The 11,869-nt window shown below is 67.1% G+C and carries 9 protein-coding genes; 5 read left to right on the top strand and 4 right to left on the bottom strand.

Annotated features, from left to right (window positions below):
• The first annotated feature begins 203 nt into the window (after window positions 1-203).
• Window positions 204-1,814, top strand: coding sequence for a SulP family inorganic anion transporter (locus HMPREF3114_RS15235; RefSeq protein WP_053500784.1), 1,611 nt, complete (start codon window positions 204-206; stop codon window positions 1,812-1,814).
• 165 nt (window positions 1,815-1,979) lie between these two features.
• Here the strand turns inward: HMPREF3114_RS15235 and HMPREF3114_RS15230 are convergent, their stop codons facing one another.
• On the bottom strand, window positions 1,980-2,690 hold the full coding sequence (locus tag HMPREF3114_RS15230) for a glutathione S-transferase (protein ID WP_053500786.1): 711 nt from the start codon (window positions 2,688-2,690) through the stop codon (window positions 1,980-1,982).
• A gap of 169 nt (window positions 2,691-2,859) precedes the next feature.
• On the opposite strand from HMPREF3114_RS15230, the gene HMPREF3114_RS15225 reads away from it, so the two are divergent.
• The 3 genes from HMPREF3114_RS15225 (at window position 2,860) to HMPREF3114_RS15215 (ending at window position 7,087) form a co-directional block, all read left to right on the top strand.
• Entirely contained in the window at window positions 2,860-3,681 is an 822-nt protein-coding gene (locus tag HMPREF3114_RS15225) for a DUF3014 domain-containing protein (protein WP_053500788.1), read from the top strand.
• Window positions 3,682-3,862: 181 nt separating this feature from the next.
• Window positions 3,863-6,448, top strand: coding sequence for an ATP-dependent chaperone ClpB (gene clpB / locus HMPREF3114_RS15220; protein WP_005418568.1), 2,586 nt, complete (start codon window positions 3,863-3,865; stop codon window positions 6,446-6,448).
• A 93-nt stretch (window positions 6,449-6,541) separates the two neighbouring features.
• Window positions 6,542-7,087 (top strand): hypothetical protein, encoded by a 546-nt coding sequence (locus HMPREF3114_RS15215; RefSeq protein ID WP_227838095.1) that lies wholly within the window; start codon window positions 6,542-6,544, stop codon window positions 7,085-7,087.
• 39 nt (window positions 7,088-7,126) lie between these two features.
• Here the strand turns inward: HMPREF3114_RS15215 and HMPREF3114_RS15210 are convergent, their stop codons facing one another.
• From HMPREF3114_RS15210 to HMPREF3114_RS15200, 3 genes are all read right to left on the bottom strand, one after another.
• The gene (locus HMPREF3114_RS15210) at window positions 7,127-7,927 is read right to left on the bottom strand and encodes a MipA/OmpV family protein (RefSeq protein ID WP_053500790.1); all 801 of its coding nucleotides are present in this window, start codon (window positions 7,925-7,927) and stop codon (window positions 7,127-7,129) included.
• 140 nt (window positions 7,928-8,067) lie between these two features.
• On the bottom strand, window positions 8,068-9,357 hold the full coding sequence (locus HMPREF3114_RS15205; protein WP_053500792.1) for an ATP-binding protein: 1,290 nt from the start codon (window positions 9,355-9,357) through the stop codon (window positions 8,068-8,070).
• Window positions 9,354-10,091 carry a winged helix-turn-helix domain-containing protein gene (locus tag HMPREF3114_RS15200; protein WP_005418539.1) on the bottom strand — a complete coding sequence of 246 codons (738 nt, stop codon included), beginning with the start codon at window positions 10,089-10,091 and terminating at the stop codon, window positions 9,354-9,356. Before HMPREF3114_RS15200 ends, HMPREF3114_RS15205 begins: the two co-directional genes overlap by 4 nt.
• Window positions 10,092-10,271: 180 nt before the next feature.
• Here HMPREF3114_RS15200 and HMPREF3114_RS15195 point away from each other — a divergent pair, with 180 nt between their 5' ends.
• Window positions 10,272-11,558 (top strand): O-acetylhomoserine aminocarboxypropyltransferase/cysteine synthase family protein, encoded by a 1,287-nt coding sequence (locus tag HMPREF3114_RS15195; RefSeq protein ID WP_053500794.1) that lies wholly within the window; start codon window positions 10,272-10,274, stop codon window positions 11,556-11,558.
• The last annotated feature ends 311 nt before the right edge of the window (window positions 11,559-11,869 follow it).

The raw sequence follows: 11,869 nt of genomic DNA, 5'->3' as shown, positions 1-11,869 counted from the left end.
CGGCGACCGAGCTTACAGGGACGTACTTGCAGCGACCCCTGCGCAGCCTACCCGCCCGGCCAACCCCCTGAGGTCCGCTGTCCGCGACCAACCCAGCCACGAGGGGCCCCGCCGTTGGCTGGAATCCATCATTCCACGACGGAATTGGCGCCCAGGCGCCGCTGGGCCTACCATCGGCGGTCCCCACCCCCACCGCCCCTTCCATGTCCGCTCCCGCTTCCGCCGCACCGCGTCGCTGGTTCGTCGCCGGCGACTTCAACGGCTTCTTCGGCCTGGTCGTCGACAACCTTTCCATCCTCGGCTTCATCGCCATGGCCCTGGTCGGGATCTTCCAGTTCCCCGCCGACGTGGTGTTCGGCCGCATGTTCCCAGGCACGGCCTTCGGCGTGCTGATAGGCAATCTGCTGTACACCCTGATGGCACGCCGGCTGGCCGCGCGCAGCGGCCGTGACGACGTCACCGCCATGCCGCTCGGCCTGGATGCCCCCACCAGCATCGGCATGGCCCTGCTGGTGCTTGGCCCGGCCTTCATCGCGTTCAAGCAGCAGGGCATGGACCCGCACGCGGCGGGCATCGCCACCTGGCAGCTGGGCATGGCGGCGCTGGTCATCATGGGCGTGCTCAAGTTCGTTCTGTCGTTCTTCGGTGAAGCAGTCACCCGTGCGCTGCCGCGTGCCGCGCTGCTGGGTTCCATCGCCGGCATCGCGCTGGTGCTGATGGGCCTGTTGCCGCTACTGGAGACGCTGCGCTCGCCGCTGGTCGGCTTCACCACGCTGGGCCTGCTGCTGTATGTGCTGATCGCCAAGGGCAAGCTGCCGGTGCGAGGCCCGGGCGTGCTGCTGGCCTTCGTGTTCGGCACCGCGCTGTACTACGGCCTGGGCCTGGCCGGGCTGGGCGCCCCCGGCTTCCATGTACCGGAGTGGGTGCCGCCGCAGGTGGTGCTGCCGCTGCCGACACTGGGCTTCCTCGACGGCCTGCCCACCGCGATGACCTACCTGCCGCTGCTGCTGCCGTTCGGCCTGCTGATGGTGGTCGGCGGCATCAATGTTTCTGAAAGCGCGCGTGCGGCCGGCGATGACTACCGCACCCGCGACATCCTGCTGGTGGAAGCGGTGGCTACGCTGGTGGCAGGCGTCTGTGGCGGCGTCGCGCAGACCACGCCGTACATCGGCCAGCCGGCGTACAAGCACATGGGCGCGCGCAGCGGCTATACGCTGCTGACCGGCCTGTTCGTCGGCATCGGCGGCATGCTTGGCATCATCTCCGGGCTGGTGCAGTGGCTGCCGCTGGCGGTGCTGGCACCGATCATCGTGTACGTGGCCATCGACATCACCACCCAGGCCTTCCAGGCCACGCCGCGACACCATACCGGCGCGATGGTGTTCGGTTTCCTGCCGTCGGTGGCCTACCTGCTGGCGATCAAGGCGCCGGGCTGGATCGCGCCGGATCAGCTGCCCCAGCTGCTGACCAAGCTCGACGGCCACGGCTTGCCGGAGCTGGCGGTGATCTTCACCCTCGGCAACGGCTTCATCATCACCTCCATGCTGTGGATTTCGGCGGTGGCGGCGATGGTCGATGGCCGCCTGCGCCGTGCCTGCGGCTTCCTGCTGGTGGCGGCGGTGCTGACCCTGTTCGGCCTGATCCACTCGGTGGATCCGCGCGGCGGCATCTACCTGCCGTGGGAGCTGGAAGGATTGGCGCGCATCATCAGTGTGCAGTTTGCCGGTGCCTACGTGGCCCTGGCGGTGCTGCTGGGCTTGCTGTCGCTGCAGAAGCAGCCGGTGAAGCCGCTGGGTGATTGCACCGATCATTGACCGGTGACGCCGGGCATGGCCCGGCGCTACCGCTTCTTCCACTTCTGGTGCTCTGTAGAGGCGAGCCTGCGCTCGGCTGCTCTGAGCCGAGCATGGCTCGGCTCTACAGGGGCGTGTTGCAAGCGGCGATTGCTTACAGCGCGCTCTGCCGGCCAGCCGCCGGCACTACCGCTCGGCGTCCAGCTCCGGGTAGTGGCGGAAGATGCCATTCGTGTTGAATGCCAGGCGCCTTTCCGAGCCCAGGTAGGCGGCAATGTTGGGTCGTTTCGCCACTCGTTCCTGCAGCGCACGCAGCAGGGGCACGGCGGGCGCCAGTGCCTGCATGCGGCGCGGGAACATGTAGTCCAGTCCGCTCAGCAGCTGGAACAGCGACAGATCCACATAGGAATGCTCGCGCAGTGCATGGCGGCCACCGTTGGCGGCCAGCACCTGCTCGAAATAGCCGAGGAACTTGGGCAGGCGCTCGCGGCGCAGTGACGCGGCCCGTGCCTTGGCTTCGGTCTTCTGCTCTTCGTAGTATTTTGATGCGGCGATCGGATGGTGGGTGTCGTGCACCTCGGCCACCAGGTCGGCGATGGTCAGCTGCAGTTGCAACGCCTGCATCCGCCGCGATGCGGCCTGCGGCACCAGATCCAGCGTCGGGCCGAGGAAGTCCAGGATGGCGGCGACCTGCGCAATGACCTGGCGACCGGCCTTCAGGAACGGCGGCGCGAAGGGCTGTGCCCCGTCACTGCTGCCATCGAGAAACGGTTGCATCACCGCATCACCGTGCACCCGCGCCATGTCGATGTAGTCGGCGCCGGCATCTTCCAGCGCCAGGCGCACGAACTCGCCACGGCCCTGGATACCGGTCCAGTAGTACAGCGCATACTGCATGGCAGTGTCTCCGCAGGATGAGGCCCACAGCCTCGCGCGCGGCACGCAAAGCAGGCGTGAGCGCGGCTTTGGCGTGGGCCGAAGCCGAACGGCAGCGGAACAGGCAGGGAACCGGCTGGAACCGGTGGGGTCACACCTTCTCCATGCGTGTGAAACGAGGTGCTGCATCATGCAGAGTGGAAAGGCGGTATGGCCCTGGGTGCTGGGTGTGGTGGTGATCGGCGGCGCGAGCGGTTGGTTGTTCCGCGATCAGCTGAGGCACCTGGCAGACGGTGTTTCGGTGCCGGTGCACTCAACCCCCGCCAGCACCAGCGCACCGCCGCAACCGCAGGCGGCCGCGGACCCCGCGCCAGCACCGTCGCCGATCAGCCATCCGCTGGACACCGAGGCCGCCGCTGACCCGGCGCTGCCCAAGTTGGCCGACAGTGATGCGGCTGCCTGGGGCGCATTGAGCCAGCTGTTCCAGGGCGAGGGCCCGATGACCCTGCTGCTGCGCGATCACCTGATCCAGCGTCTGGTCACCCAGGTCGACAACCTGGACAAACCAAGCGTGCCGCCGACGGCGCTGGCCGCACGGCCGCTGCCGGGCAACCTGCAGGTCGAGCCTGGCGAGGGCGGGGAGCGCATCGCGGCAAGCAACTCGGCGCGTTACGCGCCCTATGTGCAGGCCTTCACTGCGCTGGATCCAGCGGCAACGGCTACGGCGTACAAGCGCTTCTATCCGTTGATCCAGCAGGCCTACGTCGACCTGGGCCGGCCCGAGGGCTACTTCAACGACCGTCTGGTGGCGGTGATCGACCATCTGCTGGAGACCCCGGAACTGGTGCAGGCGCCATTGGTGCAGCGTGATGAGCGCGGTCGCTACCGCTTCGTCGATTCCACCCTGCAGTCGCGCTCGATCGGGCAGAAGGCGCTGCTGCGCATGGACGCCGCGCAGGCGCGGGCGGTCAAGCAGCAGTTGCGGGCGCTCCGCTCTGCGATCACCCGCTAAACCGGTCCACTGCGCCAAACTGATCGGGATCAACGCGCCGACCACACCCGTTCCGGCATGCTGGCCGCAGGCTGACTGGCCTCGGGGTGCAGTCGCAGCCACCCTTGAAACGGGGTGGGGCAACCGCATCTTCCCAGCATCGCCGGCGCGGGCCGGCCCTGATGACCGATGAGGATTCGCAATGCGGATGGACAAGCTCACCTCGCGTTTCCAGCAGGCGCTGGCAGACGCACAGTCGCTGGCCGTGGGCCGCGACAACAGCATCATCGAACCGGTTCACCTGTTCAGCGCGTTGCTGGACCAGCAGGGCGGCAGCACGCGCCCGCTGCTGGCCCAGGCCGGGGTGAACGTGCCGGTGCTGCGCGAGCGCCTGACCGAGGCGCTGGATGCACTGCCGAAGGTGTCCGGCCAGGCCGGCAACGTCTCGATGGGCAATGACCTGGGGCGCCTGCTGAACCAGACCGACAAGCTGGCCCAGCAGCACGGCGATGCCTTCATTGCCAGCGAGTGGTTCGTGCTCGCGGCGCTGGAAGACGGCGGCACGCTGGGCATGGCGCTGCGCGCCGCCGGTGCCGACAAGACCCGCCTGCAGGCTGCGATCGACAAGCTGCGTGGCGGCGAGAACGTGCAGTCGGAGAATGCCGAGGAACAGCGGCAAGCGCTGGAGAAGTACACCATCGACCTGACCGCGCGTGCCGAGAGCGGCAAGCTCGATCCGGTGATCGGCCGTGACGAGGAAATCCGTCGCACGATCCAGGTGCTGCAGCGCCGGACCAAGAACAACCCGGTGCTGATCGGCGAACCCGGCGTGGGCAAGACCGCGATCGTGGAAGGGCTCGCCCAGCGCATCATCAATGACGAAGTGCCCGAAGGCCTGCGCGGCAAGCGCGTGCTGTCGCTGGACATGGGCGCGCTGATCGCCGGCGCCAAGTTTCGCGGTGAATTCGAGGAGCGCCTGAAGGGCGTGCTCAACGACCTGGCCAAGAACGAAGGACAGATCATCCTGTTCATCGACGAGCTGCACACCATGGTCGGCGCCGGCAAGGCTGATGGCGCGATGGATGCCGGCAACATGCTGAAGCCCGCCCTGGCGCGTGGCGAGCTGCACTGCATCGGCGCGACCACGCTGGATGAGTACCGCAAATACATCGAGAAGGACGCCGCGCTGGAGCGCCGCTTCCAGAAGGTGTTCGTCGGCGAACCCACGGTGGAGGACACCATCGCGATCCTGCGCGGGCTGAAGGAAAAGTACGCCGTGCACCACGGTGTGGAAATCACCGACCCGGCCATCGTGGCTGCCGCCACGCTGTCCAACCGCTACATCACCGACCGCCAGCTGCCGGACAAGGCCATCGACCTGATGGACGAAGCCGCCTCGCGACTGCGCATGGAGATCGATTCCAAGCCGGAGGAGCTGGATCGCCTGGAACGCCGGGTAATCCAGCTGAAGATCCAGCGCGAGATGCTGAAGAAGGAAAAGGACGAAGCCTCGCGGCAGCGCCTGGCCGATCTCGAAAAGGACATCGATGCGCTGGAGCGCGAGTTCTCCGATCTCAATGAAATCTGGAAGTCGGAGAAGGCGGCGCTGCAGGGCGCCACCAAGATCAAGGAACAGGTCGAGCAGGCCAAGCTGGAGCTGGAAGCTGCGCAGCGCCGCCAGGATTTCGCCAAGATGAGCGAAATCCAGTACGGCCTGTTGCCGCAACTGGAAAAGCAGCTGGCCGCCGCGCAGGAAGCCGAGCACAAGGACTTCAAGCTGGTACAGGACCGCGTGACCGATGAGGAGATCGCCGAGGTCGTTTCGCGCTGGACCGGCATCCCGGTCAACAAGATGCTCGAAGGCGAGCGCGACAAGCTGCTGCGCATGGAAGAAGTGCTGCACAACCGTGTGGTCGGCCAGGAAGAGGCGATCAAGGTCGTCTCCGATGCGGTACGCCGCTCGCGTGCCGGCCTGTCCGATCCGAATCGTCCGGCCGGCTCGTTCCTGTTCCTCGGCCCGACCGGCGTCGGCAAGACCGAGCTGTGCAAGTCGCTGGCCGAGTTCCTGTTCGACAGTGCCGACGCGATGATCCGCATCGACATGAGCGAGTTCATGGAAAAGCACAGCGTCGCCCGCCTGATCGGTGCGCCCCCGGGCTACGTCGGCTACGAGGAAGGCGGTTACCTGACCGAGGCCGTGCGTCGTCGCCCGTATTCGCTGATCCTGCTCGATGAGGTGGAGAAGGCGCATCCGGATGTGTTCAACATCCTGCTGCAGGTGCTGGACGATGGCCGCCTGACCGACGGCCAGGGCCGCACGGTGGACTTCCGCAACACCGTCATCGTGATGACCTCGAACCTGGGCTCGCATCAGATCCAGGACATGAGCAGCGACGACAGCCCGGAGGCCTACACGCAGATGAAGGCAGCAGTGATGGGCGTGGTGCAGGCGCACTTCCGTCCGGAGTTCATCAACCGCCTGGACGACATCGTCGTGTTCCACCCGCTGGACAAGCAGCAGATCAAGCAGATCGCACGCATCCAGATGCGCGGGCTGGAGAAGCGCCTGGCCGAGCGCGGTTTGAAGCTGGCGGTCTCCGATGCGGCATTCGATCTGCTCGGCAACGTCGGCTTCGACCCGGTGTATGGCGCGCGCCCGCTGAAGCGCGCGATCCAGTCGCAGCTGGAGAATCCGCTGGCGCAGCAGATCCTGTCCGGTGCCTTCGTCAACGGTGACACCATCGAAGTCGGCAACGACGGGGGACGCCTGGTCTTCGCCAAGGCTTGAACCGGTGGCGCGCCTGCCCTGGCTGGCGCGCCACCAAAGCCCTGGCAAGGCACAATGATCCCGTTTCACTTTCGCAAGGACGAGGAGAACCGCATGGACGTTACCCGAAGGGTTTCACTCTGCATGGCGCTGGCGCTCGCTGCTGTTGCTGGACACGCTGCAGCCGTCGAACAGGTCCAGCTGCCGCCGATGAAGGGTTACCAGCAGGCCCACCAGAGCACCGACGCACAAGGCAACCGCATCACCGAGTACGTGCCGCAGGGCCAGACCGTGCAGGACTGGACCGACATGGTCACTGTCAATGATGCGCCGAACAGTGGCCATGTGAGTCCGCGCGAGTTCCTCGGCATCATCGAGGCGGGGTGGCGCATGGCCTGTCCGGCAGCGCAGAGCCACTGGATCCGCGAAGGCGAGGAGGGCGGACGGCCATTCGCGCTGCTGATGCTCAGTTGCCCGCTGAACCCCGGCACCGGCAAACCGGAGTTCACCTGGATCAAGGGCATGCAGGGCAGGCAGGGCTTCCACACCGTGCAGAAGTCGTTCCGCGCCGAGCCGGAGAAGGACGACGTCGTGCAGTGGATCGGCTGGCTGCGCGAGGTCGGCTTGTGCGGCAGCGGCGCTGCACAAGCCTGCCACTGATCGCAGCGAAAGAGGGCGCCCCGCGGCGCCCTTCATGCATCAGAAGCGGTGCGTATAGCCGCTCATCACGCCGAACTGGTTGGCCTTCTGCACGATCGGGCTGTCGGCGGCATCGCCGAGCAGGCGCGTGCCTTCGGCCGAGATGTACCAGTTGCCATTACGGCCCGCGCGGTGGCTCCACTTCAGGCCGACACCGGCGCTGACCAGGCCCGCCTTCGGTTTGTGCTCGGCAAAGCCGGTGCGCGCGGCCTGTTCCGGACTGACGCCGTACCAGGTCTGCATGTAGCCACGGTTGCCGTAGTCGGTGGAGACGCTGCCGCTGACCACGCCACCGGCCAGGTCGAACAGCGGCATGCTCAGGTTCAGGTGGATCTGCTGGGTAGCCAGTCCGTTCTCAGCCTTGTCCTCGTCCTTGCGGGTGAACTGCCAGGAGCCGCTCAGCACGGCCTCCCCCAGCGTATATCCAGCCGAGACACCGACCAGGGGACGGGTATCGATATCGCCCATGCCGCGCAGGAAGTCCGAACCGCCGAGCAGCGAATCCTTGTCCCTGCGGATGCCGCTGGCACCGACATAGGCACGCACGCGGGTGTGCTCGCCGAGGGTCGTGCCCCAGCCGATGCCACTGGTGCCCAGAAACCAGCCCCCCGGCGAGGTGACATCGAAGGACAGCGAAGGCGTCGCACGGTACTCCTCGCTGCCGCTGTAGCGCGGCGCCACGCCACCGCCGGCGGCGAGCTCGAAGGTCCAGTGGTCATCCTTGGCGTGGGCGATCGGGGCGGCGAACAGCGGCAACAGGGCCAGGTGGAGCAGGGCGGGGGAACGGCGAAGCTGGGACATGGAAACTCTCGGCAATGGGAGGAAAGCAGCGCGCGCATCCGGCGAGTGCTGCAGGGTCGCTAGCGTGGCGATACGCCGGCGACTGATCCGTCCGCAGTTGTGCGGGAGTTGTAATCAACTGTAATTGCGCCCGTGGGCGTTCAGCTGGCAGCCAGTGGCCAGTGCATTTCCAGGCGTGCGCCGCCGAGGGCGGCGCGACCGATGCGCAGTTCGCCGTGGTGGCGTGCGGCAATGCGGCCGACGATCGCCAGGCCCAGGCCGAAGCCGCCGGTGTCGCGGCTGCGGCTGTCATCCAGGCGGGTGAACGGGCGGACCACCTTTTCGCGGTCAGCCTCGGCGATGCCGGGGCCGTCGTCGTCCACGCGCAGGCAGGCGCGCCCGCCCACACTCACCAGCGACACGTCCACCTGCGAGCGCGCGTGGCGCAGGGCATTGCCGACCAGATTGCTCAGCGCCAGCTGCAGCAGGCGCGGTTCCGCTTCCAGCCGAGGCAGGGCGCTGGGCTGCACGCACAGCACCAGGCCGGCACGTTCGGCATCGCGGCGGGCATCGGCCAGGCAGGCCTGCAGCCAGTCGTTGGCTTCGATCGGCTGCATCGGTTCGCCCTCGCTGGGATGCTCCAGCCGTTCGTAGGCCAGCAGTTCGCTGACCAGCCGGTTGAGCTCGGCCAGGTCGCCATGCAGGCCCTGCGCCAGTCGTTCGCGGCGCTCGCGGTCATCGCTGTCCTGCATCAGGTCCAGGCCGAAGGCCACGCGCGCGATCGGCGTACGCAGTTCGTGGGAGATCGCATGGGTCAGGTCGCGCTGGCGCTGTACCAGTTCGGCCACGCGCGCGGCCATGCGGTTGGAATGGTCGACGATGACCCGGATCTGCGAGCGTGGCGAGACCTGCGCGCGTGCCTGCAGATCGCCGGCGCCGATGCGGTCGGCATGCACGCGCAGGGCATCCAGATCGCGCCAGAGCAGGCGTACCCAGGCGTACAGGCTGGCGCCGACCAGCAGCAGAATGCTGAGGTAGGCCGCGATGGTCATGTACGTGGTCATCTGCACCGCGCCAGGCACGCGCAGGTGCAACCAGCGACCATCGATGCCTTCGATGGGCAGCAGGACCTGCTGGTACTGATCGCGCACGATGAAGCCATCGGCCTGCACGGCTGCCTGTTCCTGCGGGGTCAGCGCGGGAGGCTTGTCGAGCAGGGTCAATGCGATGCCATAGTGCGGTTGCCACTGCTGCAGGCGCTCACGCTGCTGGCTACCGTCCAGGCCGGCCAGGCCGCTGCGCAGGGCGTACACCTGCCCGCGCACCTGCTGGACGAAAACGCGATCCTGCACGGGCGTATAGATGCTGTCGAGCACCCGGTTGAGAAAGAACACCGAGGCCAGGAAACAGGCGCCGGTGATGAACCACAGCCACAGGAACAGCCGCTTCATGCCGTCCAGGCCGACGGATTGAACTGGTAGCCGCGGCCCCACACGGTCTTGATCCGCCGCGGCTCGCGCGCATCGTCGCCGAGTTTGCGACGCAGCTTGCCGATGCAGACGTCAACGCTGCGGTCCAGGCCGTCGAAACCGATACCGCGCACCGCCTGCAGGATCTGGTCACGGGACAGGATCTGCCCCGGCTGGCTGGCCAGCAGCCACAGGATCTCGAATTCGGTGGTGCCCACGTCCACCGTGGCACCGTGCAGGTGTACCTCACGCTGCATGCGGTCGATCAGCAGTTCACCGTGCATCAGCCGGCTGGGCGTGCCGGTGTTGCTGCTGCCGTGGCGGCGGCGCAGCAGGGCGCGCAGGCGGGCCAGAAGCAGGCGTGGTTCGATGGGCTTGTGCACATAGTCGTCGGCGCCCGATTCCAGGCCCAGCACCTGTTCGATGTCGTCCTCGCAGGCGGTCAGCATCAGGATCGGCACATCGGAGAAGCTGCGGATCTGGCGGCACACGTCGATGCCGCCCAGGCCGGGCAGCATCAGGTCCAGCACCACCAGTTCCGGCGCGTGCTGGCGGCAGGCGGCGCCGGCCAGGTCGCCGCGTGCGATGTGCTGCACGGCGAAGCCATGCTGGTGGAGGTAGTCGCTCACCAGTTCGGCCAGGCGACGGTCGTCCTCTACCAGCATGACCGACGTAGGCGAACTGCTGGTGGTGGGATGCCAGGGCGATGGCTGCATGGGTGGGGCCTCCGTGCCCGGGCAGCAGCGCCCGGCGGCGCAGCCTAGCAGCGCCCCATGACGACTGCCTGAATCGCGGCCAACCTGATAACCGCCGGTACGGGCGTCATCGCCAGTGGCTTTCAGTGGCGGGCGCGGGCTGGCCTATGGTGGCGGTTTCCCCGGATGGAGCCTGGTGCAATGAGCGAACCGCAGTGGCAACTGGAAACCCTGGCCGTGCACGGCGGCTACCGTCCCGACCCGACCACCCGCGCGGTGGCGGTGCCGATCTACCAGACCGTGGCGTATGCCTTCGATGACACCCAGCACGGCGCCGATCTGTTCGACCTGAAGGTGCCCGGCAATATCTACACCCGCATCATGAACCCTACCACCGACGTGCTGGAGCAACGCCTGGCCGCACTGGAAGGTGGCATCGGTGCGCTGGCGCTGGCCTCGGGGCAGGCCGCGATCACCTATGCCCTCCAGACCATCGCCGAGGCCGGTGACAACATCGTCGCCTCCAGCGCGCTGTATGGCGGCAGCCTCAACCTGCTGGCACACACGCTGCCGCAGTATGCCATCCAGGCGCGCTTCGCCGACCCGGCCGATCCTTCTGCGTTCGCCGCGCTGATCGACGAGCGCACCAAGGCGGTGTTCGTCGAATCGATCGGCAACCCGCGCGGCAACGTCACCGACATCGCCGCCATTGCCGAGGTCGCGCATGCCGCGGGTGTGCCGCTGATCGTCGACAACACCGTGGCCACGCCGTTCCTGCTGCGCCCGTTCGAGCACGGTGCCGACATCGTCGTGCACTCGCTGACCAAGTACCTGGGTGGCCACGGCAACAGCCTCGGCGGTGCAATCATCGACTCCGGCCGCTTCGACTGGGCGGCGCAGCCGAAGCGTTTCGCCCGCCTCAACCAACCCGACCCCAGTTACCACGGCGTGGTCTATACCGAAGCACTGGGGCCGGCGGCCTACATCGGCCGCGCGCGGGTGGTCCCGCTGCGCAATACCGGTGCCGCGTTGTCGCCGTTCAATGCGTTCCTGATCCTGCAGGGCATCGAGACCCTGGCCCTGCGCATGGAGCGCATCAACGCCAATGCACTGGCCGTCGCGCAGTTCCTGAAGGCGCACGACAAGGTCGCCTGGGTGCGTTACGCGGGATTGGCCGACGATCCCGAGCATGCCGCCGCGCAGCGCTATCTGGGTGGGCACGGCTCGGGCGTACTGACCTTCGGCCTGCCCGGCGGCCGTGAAGCCGGCGCGCGCTTCCTCGATGCCCTGAAGCTGTTCACCCGCCTGGTCAACCTGGGTGATGCGAAGTCACTGGCCACCCATCCGGCCTCGACCACCCATCGCCAGCTGGATGCCGCGGAGCTGGCCAAGGCCGGCGTCAGTGAGGACACCGTGCGGCTGTCGATCGGCATTGAACACATCGGCGACCTGCGCGCCGACCTGGAGCAGGCCCTGGCCGCCGCCTGATAGCCACGCGCTTGGTCGTCATCGCCACAGGCGATCACCGCCGGCCACGCGATGCGCTAGGGTGGAACTGCCTCTCCAAGGCGTGGCACTGTGGCGATCCAGATCCCCGGTCGATGCGGGTCGACCGGGGATTTTTTTGTTTCCGGGGTCAGATCCGTTTTCCTGTGGAAAACGGATCTGACCCCATGTGCCAACGGTCGGCATCAATCCTGGTAGATCCACGCCATGCGTGGATGGATCACCATCGGAATCGAACATTCCGACAGTTCATCAAACAGCATCCACGCATGGCGTGGATCTACTGCAGATCG

The sequence above is a fragment of the Stenotrophomonas sp. HMSC10F07 genome (genome assembly GCF_001807895.1).
Classification (GTDB): Bacteria; Pseudomonadota; Gammaproteobacteria; order Xanthomonadales; family Xanthomonadaceae; genus Stenotrophomonas; species Stenotrophomonas sepilia.
Note: the sequence above shows the minus strand (reverse complement) of the source record. Positions and strands in the feature narration are given on the sequence as shown.